The organism is Janthinobacterium sp. UMAB-60 (assembly GCF_900095235.1).
GTDB lineage: Bacteria > Pseudomonadota > Gammaproteobacteria > Burkholderiales > Burkholderiaceae_D > Janthinobacterium.
Genome location: NZ_LT607488.1, coordinates 185,430 through 204,251, shown reverse-complemented (window position 1 = coordinate 204,251; position 18,822 = coordinate 185,430). Strand labels below are relative to the sequence as shown.

Below are 18,822 nucleotides of genomic sequence, written 5' to 3'. Positions count from 1 at the left end.
ATGGAAGATTTGCCATTTCACGAACGGCGCCGCCAGCAATTTCTGGATGAAGAACTGTATGTCAAAACGCGCAACAATCAATTTGCGCTGATTGCAGGAAGACTGGAACATAAAAAAGTCGCCGACTCAGCGCTGGAAAATGCTTCCATTCATCATTTTTTATATCTGGAACTGCTCTGGCTCTGGATGCTCGACTACACGGCGGGCGAGTCCATCGAGGCCCTGGCGCCGCGCATCGCTGGCATCGTGGACAAATTTGAAGAATGGAATACGGTCGACCAGGTCAGTCAGCGGGAAGCGGCGCTTGAGTTTCCAGATTACGGGCCGTACGCCTACTTTGGCGCGCCAGACTTTTCCATCCTGTCCGACTACCAGGACACCTTGCAACTGCTCAGCATTGCCATCCTGCTGCGCGATCAGCGCTCGGTGCTGCGCATCATCCACGTGCTGCGCAGCCACCGTGACCGCGATGGCCTGTTCGAGCAATTGATCGACGGATATGTGGAGGATGGACAAGCACTCGACGCCTGCATCATCGCCAAGCCCTATGACACCCTGCTGCGAGTGTTCTATGAGGAGGATGAGGAAGCTACCTTGGCCCTGCTCCAGAAATACCTGAAACAGTGGTATCCGGCCATGCGACATCATCCACGCTGGCATGACGGCCATTTGAGAGTCAGGGACGCAGGTTACGCACCTTATTACGGCTACTGGGCATTCGAAGCGGGGGCGACGGTTTTCCTGCTCGAGCTGGACGATAGCCAGGCCGGGCATCTGGTGTACCCCAGGGATCTGGTCGACCATGCGCGACGGCTACGCAAGGAAGCGCGCTACACCAGTGAAGTTGCATGACCGCAACCATAATCAGCAAGGGACAAGAATGCAGACGCTGAACGAACAGGATTTTTTGACCCGGCGCAGGGAAGCGCGGCTGTCCTACGCCATCTACCTTGAAAGCAAGGAAAGCCAGGACGAGTGCTACGACATGGTGGCAGCCGGCTTGCAACAGCCGGCGCACGTGCTGCAACATATTCCACCAGAAAATTTCATGACGGCCACGCGTGAGCGGGCCTGGGATGGCGTCGACCAGTTGGCCCTCGCCTACAGCGCCGGGCACCCGCTGGACGAGTTGCGCGCGTCGTATCCCACGATACTCGGTTACTGGCTGGCGTTTGCCCGCTATGACATGGCATTTGATGCTCAGGCCGGCGAAGCCGAACAGGGATTTCCCCACTTCGCCCTGCCCGGCGACGGCTACGAACAGGTCAACCGCATGGTCTGCCTCGGCATTTTGCTGGGCTGCGGCAGCTTGCTGCCCCGGCTGGCGCCCGTCATCGATTTCAATAACCATGAAAAGGATGGCTTGCTGGAGCGGCTGCTGGCATGCTTCGTCGCCGGCAGGGATGCCGCCTGGCCAAAATGCACGCGCCATCTGCCCTACTTCAATACACTCAAGATATTCGCGGCAGACAAAGATGCCCGTCCCGCGCTGATGCACGCTTATCTGCAGCAATGGTATGAGGCCAGCCGCCGCGAGCCCTATTACGACAGCCACCAGCGCGACACCTCATTCCGGGGCTACTGGTCCTGGGAAGCGGCCGCCATCACCTGCGTGCTCGATATCGACGACAGCGGCTATCGCGGCGCGCCCTTCTATCCGGCCGACCTGGTGGCGTTCTGCAGAATGCAAGGGAAAGGTCCCGGCGCATGAAAGCTACCAGCGCCACCACCGTCATCGCCACCGGCATCGCCGTGGTTGCCGGACTCTGCTTTGCCCTGCCCACGCTGTCGCGTGTCGCCACCAATCCCTTTCCGGGCATTTACTCCATCATCGACCCTGTCACCGGCGAGACCAAGGATGTCCTGAAAGTCAAACCGCTACTGGGCGAGTACGTGGTGCTCGCGCGCTTTGCCGGCCACGGACCATGGACAGGCCCCATCTACGCTAAAGTCATGGGCGACAGCGACAGCTATGCGTCGCCGCCACTGTTTCAGCAGGGCCGCATGGTCAGCGCGCTATCGCTGGACGAGATCGGCTACCTCTACCACACGCCGGGCAACAGCGACTCGCGCGTCGGCCCGTCCGATACCGGCTATATCAGCAATATCGCGAGCTTCGGCATTACCCCCCTGTTCCACCGGCCGCTCCTGGCGGGCCACGACGAGCGCGGGGAACGGGGCCGGCACGCGTACACGCCCGGCGCCGGTGAGCGCAAGGTATCGGTCAGCACCTTGAACTACAGCCCGCGCATGATTCAGGTGGGCATCAGTTCCGTCGGCAATCCCGACAACGCTGTCGATACCGATCCCCTGAGTCCTTACATGAGCAGCGCCGCCAGCTGCTGCTTCTACCTGCCGGCGCAGGCCGCCGCGCCGTTGCAGGTCAAGCTCGAATATCGCTGGCTGCCCAAGGGCAAGCCTGAAGTGCTGGCCCTGACCTTGCCAGCCAACAGCGACGCCGACGAACTGCTGATACTGGTGCGGGCGGATGGCACAATGAGCGTGGAATTTCGTCCCCCCGGCAAAGACCTGGATCTGGCGCCCGAGGGCGTCAGATCCATCAATGGCAAGCCGTATCCGCTGCCACCGGCCGCCGAGCGCAAGGCGCGCCTGGCTGCGGAACTGCTGCGAAAAAAACGCTTTTTGAAAGATATGTACAGGCTGCGGGACAAAGGCACGGGCGAATCTGGCGACGTGGCCTATCAGCTACGCTATCTGATCGAGGAGTACGAGAAAACCATCAGCTATCTGGAAGCGTTTTCCGCCTGCACAGGCACCCTGGCGACGTGCGACAAGCAAGCCACGGCAGCGGCCCGCGCGCCATAGCGCGGCAACGTCCACGAAACGCCATGCCGAACGACATCCTGGCCCCCGTAGCGCAGGGATGAAGCGCGTGAATGCCGTCCCATAGAAAGCCATTGCCGGAGCATGCGCCTGCGTCAGCAAGGCCTCGGCGATATCGCGATCGATATCCTGGGCGCGCCAGAACTGATGGCGCGTGTCGTACTCGGCCTTCAAGGCCTGCAGGCGTTCGACCAGGTAGGATTCGAGGATGTATTCCGGCGGCGGCAGCACGTCGGCCACCAGGTCCTTGCCCTGCACGATGCGCTGGTACACGGGCCCGTTGACCTTCAATTCGTGCAGCACGCGCAGCGACCAGCCGCCATACACGATCAGGCCCAGCGAAAAGATGGCGACCAACAAGGCCAGCCGGCGCGACAGTTTGACTTGGCGAAGCAGCTGCATGTGCGTATCGCCTCGGTTGTCCGGACCATGCCGTCAATGCCGCTGACATAGGCCGTGCTGGCCAGTATGAAATTTCTGCGCAGAATTTGTTTATTATGCAACTTTTTAAGTGGAGTTGGGAGGGATGGAGGAAAAGAATCTATCGCAGGGGCAGAGAACGGCGCATGCGCTTGCCGCTAGTGCCTGAGATGAGGGGACGGCGTTGGCCGCTGCGCGGCCAACGTGCCGCGCGGAGCGCGGTGGTTGGGCGATTCGGAGAGGGTTGGGCCGGCACGGCCCAACCCTCTCCGAATCCCACCGTTCCGTCCAGACAAACAAAAAAGCCTCCCGCAGGGGAGGCTTTTTTGTTTGATTCTGGCGGAGACGGTGTCCGTAGAACACTACTATGAAAAATTATTCATTTTTCAGTACTACCCCCCTGCCTACCCACCAAGGGCAATGCAGGCTGCGGTCAAGCAGGCGCCGCCAGACGGCGAAGGTATGGGCTGGCGAGCTGGCTGCAAAGATTAAAGCAGGAGCTGCGCACCAAGTCGTATCGGTGCGCGCCCCTACTGCGTGTATGGATTCCCAAAGCAAATGGCGAACAACGTCCGCTGGGCTTTCCAACCGTCCGCGACCGTGTGGCGCAGATGGCCGTTCTGCTCGTGATCGGTCCCATCTTCGATGGCGACCTGTTCCCATGGCAGTATGGCTTCCGCGAAGGCATGGACGCCAAGATGGCACTGCGGCGCATTCATTACGGCATCGCCGATAGGGGAGCGCGCGAAGTGGTGGATGCCGACCTCGCTGATTATTTCAACATGATCCCTCACGGTCGCCTGCTGCGCTGTGTTGCGCGGCGGATTGCCGATGGGACGGTGCTGGCGATCATACGCCAGTGGCTTGATACCCCCGTTGTCGAACGGGACCACACGGGCGGGAAACTCGCACGACGGTGGCAAGGGACACCAATCGCGGCACACCGCAAGGAGACGTTATCTCCCCGCTGTTGGCGAACCTATACTTCCGTCGTTTCATGTTGGCGTGGTACCTCGGTGGACATGCGCGGCGGCTACAAGCTGAAGTAGTCAACTACGCGGACGACTTCGTGCTCCTGTGCCGCCCCGGCATGGGGCAGGAGGCGATGGTGACGATGCGGCACTTGATGTCCAAACTGGGCCTGACGGTCAACGAACAGAAGACTCGGCTGGTCTGTCAAGACCCGCCTGGTTAAAACCCTTCCGGCAACATCAACCCCGTTTATTGAATATCCGTCTGGATGAACTGCCCACCCAGGCTCTGTTGCCAAACGTGTTGATACACAAGCGCCGCCACAAGTTGCTTGTCGCTTGATGAGTACGGCGGCTCAGGCAGTTCCTGATAGATGCGATCCAGAATGAAGGTTTCCACTTCCGCCTGGGTCTGCTCTTTCTCGGTCCATCGATCCAGCGGCGCGATCACCTTCAAGACGCCGGTCAGCAATTCACGACTCGCTTGCTTGATGCGTTCCCGTTCCGTCTTTGAAAGATCATCGCGCTGCACTAGATCAAACAACGCGAGCTGCGCTTCGCTCAAGCCTTCTTCGACGGCGCGGCGCTGCTCTGCATCGAGGCCGTTGGCCAGGTCGAGCAGTTGCGCGAAGGTGTCTTCGATCGTGGCCCGGTCCTTATCCTGGTTATAGGCGGCGATGATCTCCTGGTATTTCTTTTCGTAATTCATGCGCAGCGGATTACGCCCCAGCATCTGGGCCAGCTTTTCTTCGACGATGTGGCGGATGTCTTCGATCACGGTGGCCTTGCGCTTCGCTTTTTTATTGAATTCGTCGCGCAATTTCTCCATGTTGATCTGCGAGAGATCGACCGTCTTGCCAGCCGCCTGATCCGCGCCGGGAGCCACCGATGCAATCGCCTGATTGACGATGCGGTGCAGCACCTGCAACAACGCGCTTACATCGGCCGTATCGCGCCGTTCGCTCAACTTCTTGTAGATGGCTTCCAGATTGTCATGGCGCTCGGCGTAAGCAAGTGCGGATGGTTCCACCAGCAATGCCTTGAATCGGCTGAACACGACCCGCGCCAGAATTCCGTAGCGGCGCCTGGATTCGTCATTGGTATAGACCGCATCCACGCCATCAGCCAGGCCAGTGATTCGTGCAAATCCCTTGGTGCCAATCAATGTCAAAGGATCGAAGCCCAGGCCGCGCAAATACGCCTCCGTGACCGCCAGCGCATCAGCCAACGCGTGCACGCGCTCCTCCAGTGGCGCGACGATGTCAGCTGTGCCGGCACCGTCACCCAACGCATATTGCGCCAAGGCTTCGCGCAGGCTTTTCAACATGCCGTTGTAGTCGACGATCAGACCGAAGTCCTTGCCTGGATAGACCCTGTTGGCGCGGGCAATTGCTTGCATCAGCGTGTGCGCGCGCATCGGTTTGTCGATGTACAGCGTGGACAGGCATTCGACATCGAAGCCAGTGAGCCACATTGCGCACACCACCGCCACCCGGAACCGGTGCTGGGGATTCTTGAATGCCGACTCCACATCGATGCACTTGCCATCGGACGTCTCAAATCCCTGCTTCATCCGGGCGCGATGCGGGATGATGTCGAACTTCCACTTCTTGAAGTCGGCTACTTCGTTCTGTGCTTCGCTGATGATGAGCTCAATGATCGTCTCATCCATCCAGTCGGCTTTTGCCCGCAGCATGTCGCGCTGCGCATGCAGAATTTGGCGCTCCTCGTCATCGCTGCTGGCGTCGATGGCGGCCAGCTTGGCGTCGGCGTGCTCACGCACAGCAAGCGCCTTGGCCTTCCATTTCGGTTCAATCAGCAGCATCATGCGCGCGCAGGTGATCTTGTCTATGCACACCAGCATGGCCTTTCCGGCTTCCCAGCGCGTGCTGCAATGCTCGACAAAATCCGTCGCCACTTTGTCCAGGCGTTCGTCGGCGGTAATAATTTCGTAGTCGCGGCCAAGCAATTTTTCCAGCAGAGTGGTTTGATCCGCGTCCAGCGTCGCGGCATCGATGGCGGCAACGATCTTGTCATTCAAATCCAGCCGCGCAATCCCCAGTTTCTCACCGCGATTGTCATAGACCAGCTTGACCGTGGCGCCGTCGTCGACGCTGCGCTTGAAATCGTAGCGCGATACATAGTCGCCAAAAATACGCTTGGTGAGCTCATCGTCTTTGAACAAGGGCGTACCGGTGAAGCCGATGAATGACGCAAAGGGCAGCGCCATGCGCATGTTGCGCGCCAGTTTGCCGGACTGGGTGCGATGCGCCTCATCCGAGACCACAATGATGTCATCCCGGCTGCTGTAGGGTTCATCGTGTTTCACTTCCTGGTTGAACTTGTAAATCATGCTAAATACATAGCGGTGGTTTTGCTTGAGCAATTGCTCCAGCGCTTGGCCCGATCCGGCGCGTGGAGTCTGATCGTCGGCCACGCCACAGCCGACAAAGGTCTTGTAAATCTGGCTGTCCAGATCTTCTCGGTCCGTCATCAGCACAAAGGTGAAGTTGCCCGGCACGGTGCGGCGCACCTTCTCGGCGAAGAACGCCATTGAATACGATTTTCCGCTGCCCTGCGTATGCCACACCACGCCCAGTCTGCCGAGGTCGGGGTGGGCTGGTTCGATAAGCTCCAGAGTGCGGGTTTGCAGTGGTCGATCCGGGCTCGTCTGCACCAGATAATCTTCCGCCGCTTGTGCGACCATCGGGTAGAGCGCTGCAGATTCCTGCGTGCCCTCGGTCTTCTGTGCTGGCATCTCGATCAGCCGACGCTTGAAACGCTCAACTGGAGGAAACTGGCGTTTCAGTTCTTCCTGTCGCACCACAGCAGCGACCGCTTGATTCACACCCAGCAACTGATGGTTGCGTGCCACCACCTTGCGCACAGCGCCTGCCTTGCTGCCGTCGAACAAGATGAAATTTTCCACGATGTCGAGCAAGCGTTCCTTTGCCAACATGCCGTTCAGCATCACTTCGGCGGCCAGGCTGCCAACGTCGTTTTCGCTCAGGCGCTTCCACTCGCCGAAATGTTCCCAGGAACTGGTGATCGAACCGAAGCGCGCGTTGTCGCCGTTGCTGACGATCAGGAATGCGTTGTGGTGAAATGCATGGGCGATGACGTTTTCGTCCATATAGTCGCGCAGATTGCCATCAAAACCCGCACGGATGTTTTTGTAGACAGCTTTCAGTTCAATGAGCACCAGCGGCAGGCCATTCACAAAGCACACCAGATCGGGGCGGCGATTGTAATTGGGCGTACGCAGGCCGGTCAGCTTGAGCTCGCGCACCACCAGAAAACGATTGTTGACCGCATGACGGAAATCGATCACGGTCGCCTGCGCATGGCAAAGCTGGCCTTGCTTGTCTCGATAGCTGATTGGCACGCCGCCTTGTATCAGCTTGTAAAACGCCTGATTGTGCTGCAGCAGCGTGCGCGAAAAATCGTGGTGGGTTAGCTTGACGATGGCCTCATCGATGGCGCTGGTTGGCAGTTGCGGATTGAGTTTGGTCAGCGCCGTTCGCAGGTCGCGCTCCAGCACCACATCGCGCACGCTGGCACGGCCGAGGGTACCATCCGGGCCAAACGTTTCCTGATTCCACGCATACACGCTGTCCCAGCCGAGCTCTTTTTCCAGATGATCGGCAAAGGTAGCCTGTACCAGGCGGTCCTCGCTGTTGATGTCGGTGTAGGCCATATACGTTCGTCGATTCCTCTATTGGTTCGTCGATTGGCTCGGATTTGGTTCAATCCGCAGTCACAGGTCTTGCGCATTAAAAAATAAAAGTCTTTATAAAACAATCAGTTGCATGATTTCTTTATGACAAATCGACGCCATTTGGCGCACGCCCCGATGTCAGTCGCCGTCGATTCAGGCGAATGCGAGCCAAATACGGCAGCATCATTTGGCCCCGCTGAGCCGGTAGCGCGCCCCATTGCGCTGGCCCTCCATCGCCACCACAGCCTGCGCCACCAGTTGCGCCAAGGCCCGTTTGAGTTGCGAGCGGTTGACCTCTGCGCCGATGCGCTCACTGATTTCACCAATCTTTGAATCGGGATAACGCCGCAAATCCTCGCGAATCAACTCCATCAAACGGTGCGGCTCAATGCGCAGCAAGGTCGTTGGCAGCTTCAAGGCGGCTCCGCGCAGCAAACTTGGGTCCACAAAATAGCGCGTACCCTGCGTGCGTCCGGAACTTTGCACCAGGGCAAGGTTCGGCAAACGTCCAAGCCACACGGCAACCTCATCGAAACCACTGGTCTCCAGCGCAGCGCCCAATTCGCGCGCAGACATGCCCTCGGTCTGTGCCAATATGCCCAGTGTGATGCGTTCGCGCTGCGTCAGGTGAAAGCGCGCATCGGCTTCGGTCAGCAATCGCATTACCTGCGGCTTTTCGATGCGGCGCTGGATCGTCACTTTCACCCAGTCGGCGCCCTCTTCCGGCACCGGGGCCGGGCGGCCTTGCGACAACAGACGGTCATAAATCAAATCGAAGCCGCTGCCTTCGCGCTCCATCAATCCAAGGTCGTGAAACACCCGCGCCAGACCTTCATTGCGGCGCCGGCTCGCATGCAATATATTGCGTGGAGTCACACCCAGCGGCAGGCGGCCGGGATTCACGATTTCCATCCGATCTGGATGCAGAAGGAGATAAATGTCGCCCTGCTGCGTGTAAGGCCGATGCACCAGCGCATTGACCAGCAATTCGCGCACCACCTTTTCATCAAATGCGGCCACGTTGCGTCTATACAAGCCCTCAGCCACCTCATAGCTTTCGCGAAAATCCGGCACGTCGCGCCAGATCGAATCGACCAGTTCGACCGGCGACAGCGCACAGTCATCCCAGGTCCACTTGTTGATTTTATGGCCCTGATCGTCATACTTGATCGCCTGCACCAATGGCGCCGTGCCCAAGGAACGCCGGTCGCTTGGCGTTCCCAGCAGCAGCACGCCAAGGCGGGTCAGCGTGCCAGCGCTGGCCTCGCTGGATGCATTCAACGGACTGGCCAGGCCGTAGTGGAGCAGCAATTCGTCGGCGCTTTTTTCCTTCACCGATTCCTTGACCCGGTCGGCGTCACGGATGCCTTGAACAAAGCGCGCCAGTTTGACGGCATCGGTCGCCGCAAGCGGCACGCCGCTGTCCATCACCTCCCAAGGGCGGCCCGGTCGCTCGTTCGCCAGGCGTAGCACATCGTCACCCAGCACCGGCTGGCAAGTGTCGCCGACCCGCAGAAAATAACGCCCGTCGCTGGTAGATGCGACGCCTGGCGAACGCTCAATCACCAGTTCGATAAACTCGGCGCCATTGGCCGCGCGTTGCAAGCTGGGTAGCGCCTGCACATTCACCGACAGTTCGCCGATGCGTTTGCGCAAGCGGTTTAGCGCGTCCGGCGGCACCACCTGTCCGGCGGGCGGCAGGGTCTCGCCATCTTCGATCCCGATCAGCAACCGACCGCCGGCCCCATTGGCAAAGCACACGCAATCCTTTGCCAACGATTCCCAATCGGCCGTCTTGCCGATGACGGTGCGCAGCGATTTGAGGTCAGTATGCTGATCTTCGGTGGTCATGCGGCGAGCTCCCCGCTCATCAGGCGCGGCAGAAGCAGGTCGCGGGCGGCACGCAGCTTTTGATTGGATTCATTCAGCTTATCCAACTGAGCATGAATTGCTTCGACTGTTTCGTGAAACGTCCGCAACAAAGTTGCCGGTGGATGCAACAACGCTCGACTATATGCAAATTCACGATTCAGGCCGGGAACAGCCACATCTGTGCTGATGAAATGCATATGCTTCAGTGCGTAGAAAAGATACAGGCTACTACTTTCGGCATCGACGTAATAAACTGTGTCGATAGGGTAAAAACTCTTGCTCGCCCAATACACGCTTCCCACGTTTCCTTTGCGTCCCAAGATAATTGCAGGACCGGTAACTAAAGGCTTTTCGTGAGTGCCCACGATCCCGCTGGAGCCATAGACTGGGTACTCTCCTTCGATTCGCATTTCAGCTTTCAAAGCCTTACCATAGTTAAGAGTGATGGTTTCTCCCAACGTTTTCTTATCCCAACCCTGCGGTACGCCATCGACGATGCTGACGTGTTCGTAACCAGGGAAGCGCAGACGGACAAACCATTCGTTGTAGAGTAATCGGCCCGAATCTTCAAGCAAGGTCATGCGGCGACGGTTGTTTTCGATCAAGTGGTCGTAGACGGAAAGGATGTCAGCTATCCTCTCCTGTATGTGCAATTGAGGATATTCGATCTCAACCTTAGCTAAGCTCTGCTTTGGAAGGTGTTTGATTGTGGCACCCGTGAAAAATGGTGCGAAACCGCCAATACGCCCTGTATGAAGAAAAAAATAGAACAGATAGCGATGATCGATGCATCTATAGGGTCGAATCCGATGTAACGCCTTTTGAATCATCATTCCTGGCGTGGTCTCTTGCCAAATCGCGCATCGCCCTGGTTCCCCCCCTTCGCACATCACAATATCACCACGCCTCAACCCATAACGATCCATCTCGTTGTGCGCAAACCGCATCTGCCGTTGATTTTCGAAATCAAAATCGAAATTACCCCAGCGTACATTGACGTTTGCTAGATAGGGAAGCAATTCCCCTTTATTTTTTTTCTCATCCAACATCTTACCAAGACACAATTCAGCTACTTCGCCTAGAGGCTTTTTAGTCCATTGCGTCATACCCCCAACTCCCCGAAGTTCTGCTGGATCTTCAACGCCAGTTCCACTGATTCGCGGTTCAGATCCGCCAATTCGAGGTGGATGTCCGCCATCTCTTGCTCGAAGTCGAAATCGTCATTGACCTCGACCGGGGCCACGCCGACGAAGCGGCCGGGAGTCAGGCTCCAGTCGGCTGCTTCAATCTCAGCACGGGTAACGACCTTGCACAGGCCCGGCACGTCCTGCATTTCGGCATTCGGAAAACGGTCTTGCAACCAGGCGATCTGACGGTGCAGATAGGCGCACGCCTTCAACTGTTCGACGGCCGATTTGCGTTCATCGTCGAGTTGCCGGATACCCTTGTTGACCGCGCGTCGGTCGAAAAATTCGGCAGCGCCTTCATGGGACGCCAATTCTTGCGCCAGTTGCGCGGCGCTGGCCGTCAGCTTGTACAGCAAGTCGATCTGCTTGATCAGGCCATGAGCCAATTTCACCAAAGGATCGAAGGTTTTTCTGGCGAGATGCTGGGCTGTATTGCTCTGAGGCGGGTTGGCCACTTGCTGGCAAAAGGCCGCAAGTTGTTCCACCAGTGCGACGCGATCATCGATGTACGCCTGGAGTGTGGCGCCGTGCTCGGTCAAGGCGCCGGTCAACGTCTGCTTTTGTTGGGCGGTCAGCGCAGAGAGGTCTTCGACTGCCGTGCCAAATGCGGTCAAAGGAAGTAGTGCATCGACCATTCCCTTTTCAAATACGTCGAGCGCGGGGGCGATGGCGGCAGCGTCGGCGGCAAGTCTGAACACATAATCCTGCACCCGGCCCAGATACCGCAGTTGCTGGCCACGGTACAGCCAAACGATGGCGGCCAGATTGGCTTGCTGTTCGGGCGAAAAATCGTAAATCTTGCGCGTCACCTTGCGAAACACATTGCGCGCATCCAACATCAGCACCTGATCCTTGCGGTCGGCTGGCTTGGCGCGGTCAAAGTGCCACAGCTCGCACGGCACAGTACGCGTATAGAAAAAGTTTGAGCGGATCGATATCATCACATCGACGTCGCCGGTTTCCACCAGTTTGCGCCGCACCTCCTTTTCGCCGTGACCTGCGCTGCTCGCTTGCGACGACATCACGAAACCGGCGCGGCCAGTGGCGGACAGGTAGCTGTGAAAGTACGAAATCCACAGGTAATTGCCGTTGGAGACGTTCTTGTCTTTGTTGACGCCGGGCAGGCCAAACGGCAGGCGGCGGTCGCTCTTGACGCGCTCGGCATCGACCATATCCACGTTGAATGGCGGGTTAGCCATCATGAAATCGCAGTTGCCCCACAGTGGCCGACCATCCTGCAGGCGGTGCAGGTCGTCGTAGAAGGTGTTCGCTTCCAGAATGTCGCCTTCCAGCCCATGCACCGCCAGATTCATCTTGGCCAGACGGATGGTGGTGGCGGTTTTTTCCTGGCCGTAGAAGGTGACGCGCTTCATCGTGTCTAGCCCTTCATCTTCGATGAAATGGCTGCTTTGCACGAACATGCCACCCGAGCCGCAGGCTAGATCGGCGACGACACCGTGATCGGGTTCGATGACGTTGACCAGCGTTTGCACGAGCGACGGCGGCGTGAAGAATTCGCCGTTGTCTTGCGCGCCTTGCATCGCGAATTTCATCAAAAAGTATTCGTAAATGCGGCCGAACACGTCACCGGTCGCGTTTCGCAAGGCTTCAGAATCGAAGCTGCGCAGCAAGTCTTCGAGCAGCTTGTTCTCGAAACGGTCGTAGTCACGTGGCAGTTGGCCAACCAGGGGCGGAAAGTCAGCCTCGATCGCATCCATTGCCTCGACCAGCGCAGTCCCAAGGCTGGCGCCGGACGGTAACTGGAGCAGCGTATCGTAGCGCGCGGCTTCGGGCAACATCAGCGCGCGGCGCTTGATGAAATCGGCCTTGGACAAGGGCCGTTTGGGCATGGTCCCGGCAGCCTGATCCGCGTGTATCGCGATCAAAGCTGACTGGTAACGGTTGCTTGCATGGCGCAAAAAAATCACGCCCAACACGGGCATACAGTATTCGCTGCTGGTCAGCTTGGAGTTGGCGCGAAGCTGGTCGGCAGCTTCCCACAGGCTCGCTTCAATCTGGGAAATGTTATGAAATGCGTTGGCTGTCATTGATTCATCAGGTTTGTTGGTGCGATCGCACGGATACTGGCGCTACGGGGGAGCCATGACAATGTTGAACAACGTCACTCGACGCAGGCCGCACGGCGCTACCCTGCGCGGGGTCATTTATTCGTTCTTCGTATCATAAAGCAATTTTATGCCTCTACGCTGCTTGATGGCCAGAATCGCGCCCACCAGCAGTATAGTGGATCCCGAATCTGAGACGATGGTTTAAGCTGTGGTCCGTGAAAGGATGACAGCAAATGAGTGAAGGTAAAAAACGTCGGGTAGACACGGCCGAGTTCAAGGCCAAGGTCGGTCTGGAGGCCGTTCGCGGCGTCAAGACGGTGACGGAGATCGCGCAAGAGTTCGGCGTGCATCCGGCCGCTGGGCCTCGCAGAGCAGGCTACCGTTGAGCGCCGCAGGCGCGAATAAGGGTCGTGAAGTTAGCCAACCGAAGGTTAGCTAACTTCACCTATCCTGCCCCGATTCGCGCAGCGACTGAAGCACTAAAATCGTCGGACGCAACGTCGACCAAACCCCTTTTTTGGCACGGCTGAAAGCAAATAAGGCCTTATAAGGCCTTATTTGTGCCATATCTGCTTCAACCGTGGCATTTCAGGCTTCAACCGTGTCAGATTTGTGGTTCAACCGTGGCAGATTTGTGGTTTAACCGTGCAAGTTCCGCACGACATGAGGGCGATTAAATACCATGAAGAATCCTGTGCTGAACAACTGCGTGCCTGGCTCAAACGCCACCATCAGCGAAGCGCGGCCAGGAGTTCGTCGCATTTCTGGCCTTCAGCGACGATACCCGCAGCAACAATCAACTGGCGATGCAAGGATGGCGATCCGGTCTGCGCCATTGCCGTCGTGCTGGCACCAATCCTGTCTCACCGCTGAGGAGAAGCGCCGCCCAAGTGACACCGCCTTCCACGCCAGAGTACCTTGGCGCGCCAACGCTCAACGAGGCGCGCTTCAGCCGCCTGCCTGAAGTGTCGGCAAGCAGCGGAAAATGGCGTAGCGGGATTTATGCAAGCTTCAAGGAAGCCACCTTCCTGGCCTCCGCAAGACTCCAGGAACGCTTGCCGGCCTGATTCAGGAGCGCATGGCGGCACTGGATGCGGACAGTGGCTGCAAGGCGCCTGAACACGCATACCAGTCCTCAGTCCGCGCAAGGATACTCCATGGGGCATGCCATCACACGACAGGCGGCGCGGGATTGGTGCAAAAGTCAGACCATGCCTGCATCAGCACGATCCGCTTGTCGAACAGGTCGCCGCGCCTGTAGGCCGCTTCCACCCTGTCCGGCAAGCGGTGCGCCAGCGCATGCTCACATACCTCTCGCGAAAAGGTATTGGCTGCCGCCTCGGCGCACCAGTCGCGGAACGAAGAACGGAAACCATGTACGGTGATATCGTCAAACTGCATGCGGCGCAAGACTGCCGTCAAACTCATGTCCGACAACTGCGTGCCACGCTTGCGGCCTGAAAAGATGATGTCCCCCTGACGCGGCACTGCGCGCAGCAGCGCAAGCGCCCCACCAGAGAGCGGCACGCGATGCTCCTTGCCTGCCTTCATGCGCTGCGCTGGAATCGTCCACAGGGCCGCCTCCAGGTCAATCTCCGGCCACCGCGCCCCCCTGACCTCTCCTGAGCGCGCAGCCGTCAGGATGGCAAACGCCAGCGCCCTGGCAGCAATCCCTTCCTGACCCGATAAGGCGGCCATGAATCTGCCGATCTCTTGCCACGGCAGGGCCGGCCGGTTTTTCACTGGAGAAACCTTGTTCGGATTGGCCAGCAGATTTTCCAGATGGCCTTTCCAGCGCGCCGGATTTTCTCCCTGACGAAAGCCGCTGACCGTTGCCCAGTCGAGTATGCATTCGATTCTGCCGCGTATGCGCGTTGCCGTCTCCGTCTTTGACAACCAGATTGCATCGAGCACCTTGACGACCAGGTCGGTGTCGATCGCCGCGACAGGCAGCGCCCCCGCCAATGGGAACACATAGGCGGCCAGGGTGTTTTCCCACTGCGCCACATGTTTGGCATTTCTCCAGCCATGCCGGTGCGCCGCGATATACGACGCCGCACACTGCTCAAAGGTCATTTGACGCGCACGCGCCAGCATCCCGGCCTGTTTTTCCTGGCGGCGCATTGCCAGCGGATCGCGCCCTTCGCTCAGCAGCAAACGGCATTGCCGCGCCTTTTTGCGCGCCTCGACCAGATCGACTGCCAGACAAGAACCCAGCCCCATTTCGTGACGCCTGCCAGCTACGCTGTAACGAAACAGCCAACTCCTGGCGCCAGCGCCGGATACTTGCAGCACCAGTCCGCCGCCATCCCCGTAATACCCTGGCTCCCTGGCGCGACCGACGACCAGCGCCGACAGCTTGTTCATCCTGATTGCCATGCCCCCACTCCCGCAATGCGAGAACCCGTACTAATTTTAGCGCGCGATCAAGCGCGTGCTGGCAACGACACTTGATCCCGCGCAAGGTCAGTTGCGGCAACAGGCGGGACATAACAGGATCGGTGACGTACGCTTGAAGGCAGCGCACACAGCCATACCTACCCCCCAGCCTACCCCCCAGCAGATGCAGGATTGACGCGGCAGGCAGCGGACGCTGGCGGATGGATTTACGTGGTTTCTCCTATGAGGAGCGGAAATGAAAAAACCCGCCGAAGCGGGTTTTTAGAAATACTGGCGGAGACGGTGGGATTCGAACCCACGATACAGGTATAAGCCGTATGCATCCTTAGCAGGGATGTGCCTTCGGCCACTCGGCCACGTCTCCTAGCTGATTACTCAACTATGTCTCTGTAGCTAACTGCGCTGCAGCGACGAACGTCATAATATCGACTGCCCCCCCTTTGGTCAAGGGCGTGGGGCAATATTTTTGGATATTTACGCTTTTTCCAGCTCGAACGCTTTATGCAGCGCGCGCACGGCCAGTTCCATGTACTTTTCATCGATCAACACGGAGATCTTGATTTCGGAAGTGGAGATCATCATGATGTTGATGCCCTCTTCCGACAAGGTACGGAACATTTGCGATGCGACGCCAACATGGCTGCGCATGCCCACGCCGACGACGGACAGTTTCGACACTTTCGCGTCGCCCGTGATGCTGGCCGCGCCCAGCGATTCGCGGTTCGCTTCCAGCACGGCCAGCGCGCGCGTGTATTCGCCGCGCGAGACGGTGAAGGTAAAGTCCGTTTTACCGTCGACCGACTGATTCTGTATGATCATGTCGACTTCGATGTTCGCATCCGCCACCGGTCCCAGGATGTGGTAGGCCACGCCTGGACGGTCGGGCACGCCGAGCACGGTGATTTTGGCTTCATCGCGGTTGAAGGCGATGCCGGAGATGACTGCTTGTTCCATGTTTGTATCTTCCTCAAACGAAATCAGGGTGCCTGAATTGGCTTCTATTTCCAGCGGCAACATCGGGTCGGTCAGCGACGACAGCACGCGCGTGGGCACGCGGTAGTTGCCGGCAAATTCCACCGAACGCGTTTGCAGCACTTTGGAACCCAGCGAAGCCAGTTCCAGCATTTCTTCAAAGGTGATGGTCTTCAGGCGGCGCGCCTCGGAGACCACGCGCGGGTCGGTCGTGTAGACGCCGTCGACGTCCGTGAAGATCAGGCACTCGGCCGCCTTCATGGCGGCGGCAATCGCCACGGCCGAGGTGTCGGAACCGCCGCGGCCCAGCGTCGCGATGTTGTCGTTCTCGTCGACGCCCTGGAAACCGGTAATGATGACAATCTTGCCCGCATCGAGGTCGCGCTTGACTTTTTTGTCATCGATCGACTGGATGCGTGCCTTGGTAAAGGCGGAATCGGTCTTGATCGCGACTTGCCAGCCAGCATAGGATACGGCTTGTTTGCCGATCGCCAGCAGTGCCATCGACAATAGGCCGACGGACACTTGTTCGCCTGTCGAGGCGATCATGTCAAGTTCACGGGGATCGGGTTGATCCATGATTTCCCTGGCCAGTCCAATCAGGCGGTTGGTTTCGCCCGACATGGCCGATGGCACCACCACGATTTGATGCCCCGCGTCGTGCCACTTGGCAACGCGCTTGGCGACATTCTTGATACGGTCAGTCGAGCCCATCGACGTACCGCCATATTTGTGGACGATTAAAGCCATAAGAGTGAAGTTTCCGCTCAAGAAGAATAAAAAAGGAGGGCTTTACTCTACATGCCGCAATGCAAAATAACAAGCTAAAAAGCGCATTAGCTCATACCGATTGCGCATATGGAAATAACCAATCCATGCAGTCCAGCTGGCTTGAGCAGCCACTTGCCGGCCACCCCGAGAGTGGCCGTGGCGGCGGCCCTTACGCTCAGCAGGAGAGCCAGCGCAAGGCCACGCGGGGACGCTCCAGCAGGCTCAAACAATGGCAATCGAGGCCAATCCCGGCCGCATACAGCAATTGTTGCGCCGCACAGACAAGTGGCAGGCGTTCGCGCTCCCAGGCGGGCACGTCGAACGCCTGATAATGGTATTTCAAGCTCTTGGTGGGACGGTTCAGGGCCAGCTTCAGGCGCTCGCCACCCTGGCGAAAGTCGATCGTCAAGGTTTGCGCTTGCAACCAGGCAATATCGATGCCCTGCCCGCCCGCTTCCACCGCATCGAAATGCAGCACGCCGCCATACGCGGGAAAGGCCAGGCTCGCCTCGCCTTGCCACACAAATTGCTGGCCAGCCTTTTCCAGGCCGGGAATGCCCGCGTCGTCACGCTCGCGCATGCCGGCCAGGTCATTCAGCTTCGGCGTCAGGTACAGCCGGTCGCGGTGGCGCCGCACATGGCATTCGGGATGCGTGACCAGCAGTTGCGCATCGGGCCGCGCCTCCAGCAGTTGCGCCAGCATTTCCGCCAGCCACGCCGTCGACGGCATGCGCAAGCCGCGCGTGCCGAACCAGTGGCGCAGCAGGTTGTAGCAACGGTCCGCGCTCAGCTCGCGCAACTTCGCCAGTTCGATGCAGTCGCCGTCGAGGCAATTTAGCAAATCCTGCGTCGCCAGTTCCGTCAGCAGGCGCTGCGCCGATTGCGCATGCTGGGCGCTGCGGGCGAAGCGCTCCTGGAAGCCGGGAAACGCCTGCGCCAGCACGGGCATCACCTGGTGCCGCAGAGCATTGCGGGCAAAGCGGGGATCGTCGTTCGACTCGTCGTGGATGTGCGCGATCGCATGGTGCGCCACATACGCTTCGAGCTGCTTGCGCGATACGGACAGCAGCGGGCGCGCCATCACCAGGTCCGGGTTGCCCAGCAGCTCGGGCGCGCTGTTGGCGCCATCCATGCCGGACAAGCCCGCCGTGCCGGAGCCGCGCAGCAATTGCAGCAACACCGTCTCGGCCTGGTCGTCCTGGTGGTGGGCTGTCAGCAGCAGGCGCACGCCGTGCGCCGCGCACAGCTCGCCCAGGGCCGCGTAGCGGCGCTTGCGGGCCGCTTCTTCCGTGCCCGTCTTCGCATTCTTTTCCAGCGTGACACGGCGCGCCTCGAAAGCGATACCCAGGCCCGCGCACGTTTGCTCGCAATGGGTCAGCCAGGCATCCGCATTCGGGCTAAGGCCGTGGTGCACGTGAAACGCGTGCAGGGCCACGCCCTGCTCCTGCGCCCAGGCATGCGCCAGGTGCAGCAGGGCCGCGGAATCGAGGCCGCCGCTCAGGGCGATGCCGACTGGGTTGCCGGGCGGCATCGCGCAGTTTTCCAGCGCGCGGGCGAAGATGTCGGGCACGGTGGCGGTTTGTTGCTTTTTCATTCGG

At 58.9% G+C, this 18,822-nt stretch carries 13 protein-coding genes, 1 tRNA gene and 1 pseudogene; 6 read left to right on the top strand and 9 right to left on the bottom strand.

Annotated elements, in window-relative coordinates; translation table 11 throughout:
* Genes K0F86_RS13585 through K0F86_RS13575 form a run of 3 tightly spaced genes read left to right on the top strand, consistent with a single transcriptional unit; the run spans window position 1 to window position 2,826 of the window.
* On the top strand, window positions 1–852 hold the full coding sequence (locus tag K0F86_RS13585) for a PoNe immunity protein domain-containing protein (RefSeq protein ID WP_219134855.1): 852 nt from the start codon (window positions 1–3) through the stop codon (window positions 850–852).
* 28 nt (window positions 853–880) lie between these two features.
* Window positions 881–1,711, top strand: coding sequence for a PoNe immunity protein domain-containing protein (locus K0F86_RS13580; RefSeq protein WP_219134854.1), 831 nt, complete (start codon window positions 881–883; stop codon window positions 1,709–1,711).
* Window positions 1,708–2,826: a hypothetical protein gene (locus K0F86_RS13575; RefSeq protein ID WP_219134853.1), complete on the top strand. Its 1,119-nt coding sequence runs from the start codon at window positions 1,708–1,710 to the stop codon at window positions 2,824–2,826. Before K0F86_RS13580 ends, K0F86_RS13575 begins: the two co-directional genes overlap by 4 nt.
* On the opposite strand, the gene K0F86_RS13570 is transcribed toward K0F86_RS13575, so the two are convergent.
* Window positions 2,707–3,246, bottom strand: a complete 540-nt coding sequence (locus tag K0F86_RS13570) for a hypothetical protein (RefSeq protein WP_219134852.1) — start codon at window positions 3,244–3,246, stop codon at window positions 2,707–2,709. The two genes, K0F86_RS13575 and K0F86_RS13570, sit on opposite strands and share 120 nt — an antisense overlap.
* A gap of 392 nt (window positions 3,247–3,638) precedes the next feature.
* Between K0F86_RS13570 and K0F86_RS13565 the strand changes: the two genes are divergently transcribed.
* On the top strand, window positions 3,639–4,313 hold the full coding sequence (locus tag K0F86_RS13565) for a reverse transcriptase domain-containing protein (protein WP_306823199.1): 675 nt from the start codon (window positions 3,639–3,641) through the stop codon (window positions 4,311–4,313).
* On the top strand, window positions 4,262–4,459 hold the full coding sequence (locus K0F86_RS27940) for a hypothetical protein (protein ID WP_374197289.1): 198 nt from the start codon (window positions 4,262–4,264) through the stop codon (window positions 4,457–4,459). The genes K0F86_RS13565 and K0F86_RS27940 overlap by 52 nt, the downstream gene beginning before the upstream one ends.
* Before the next feature lie 26 nt (window positions 4,460–4,485).
* Here K0F86_RS27940 and K0F86_RS13555 read toward each other — a convergent pair whose 3' ends face one another.
* The 4 genes from K0F86_RS13555 to K0F86_RS13540 form a co-directional block, all read right to left on the bottom strand.
* On the bottom strand, window positions 4,486–7,932 hold the full coding sequence (locus K0F86_RS13555; protein WP_219134850.1) for a type I restriction endonuclease subunit R: 3,447 nt from the start codon (window positions 7,930–7,932) through the stop codon (window positions 4,486–4,488).
* Window positions 7,933–8,136: 204 nt separating this feature from the next.
* Window positions 8,137–9,804: an ATP-binding protein gene (locus K0F86_RS13550; protein ID WP_219134849.1), complete on the bottom strand. Its 1,668-nt coding sequence runs from the start codon at window positions 9,802–9,804 to the stop codon at window positions 8,137–8,139.
* On the bottom strand, window positions 9,801–10,931 hold the full coding sequence (locus K0F86_RS13545; RefSeq protein ID WP_219134848.1) for a restriction endonuclease subunit S: 1,131 nt from the start codon (window positions 10,929–10,931) through the stop codon (window positions 9,801–9,803). Before K0F86_RS13545 ends, K0F86_RS13550 begins: the two co-directional genes overlap by 4 nt.
* Window positions 10,928–13,060, bottom strand: coding sequence for a class I SAM-dependent DNA methyltransferase (locus tag K0F86_RS13540; protein WP_219134847.1), 2,133 nt, complete (start codon window positions 13,058–13,060; stop codon window positions 10,928–10,930). The genes K0F86_RS13545 and K0F86_RS13540 overlap by 4 nt, the downstream gene beginning before the upstream one ends.
* Before the next feature lie 254 nt (window positions 13,061–13,314).
* Here K0F86_RS13540 and K0F86_RS13535 point away from each other — a divergent pair.
* Window positions 13,315–13,434: pseudogene (locus tag K0F86_RS13535) on the top strand (IS3 family transposase); the annotation flags it as partial.
* 817 nt (window positions 13,435–14,251) lie between these two features.
* Here the strand turns inward: K0F86_RS13535 and K0F86_RS13530 are convergent.
* From K0F86_RS13530 to tilS, 4 genes are all read right to left on the bottom strand, one after another.
* Window positions 14,252–15,460: a site-specific integrase gene (locus tag K0F86_RS13530; RefSeq protein ID WP_219134846.1), complete on the bottom strand. Its 1,209-nt coding sequence runs from the start codon at window positions 15,458–15,460 to the stop codon at window positions 14,252–14,254.
* 292 nt (window positions 15,461–15,752) lie between these two features.
* Window positions 15,753–15,845: transfer RNA gene (locus K0F86_RS13525), tRNA-Ser, on the bottom strand.
* 110 nt (window positions 15,846–15,955) lie between these two features.
* On the bottom strand, window positions 15,956–17,203 hold the full coding sequence (locus K0F86_RS13520) for an aspartate kinase (protein WP_219134845.1): 1,248 nt from the start codon (window positions 17,201–17,203) through the stop codon (window positions 15,956–15,958).
* Between the two features lie 196 nt (window positions 17,204–17,399).
* A complete protein-coding gene (gene tilS / locus K0F86_RS13515; RefSeq protein WP_219134844.1) occupies window positions 17,400–18,818 on the bottom strand; it encodes a tRNA lysidine(34) synthetase TilS in 1,419 nt (472 codons plus the stop codon).
* Between the last annotated feature and the right edge of the window lie 4 nt (window positions 18,819–18,822).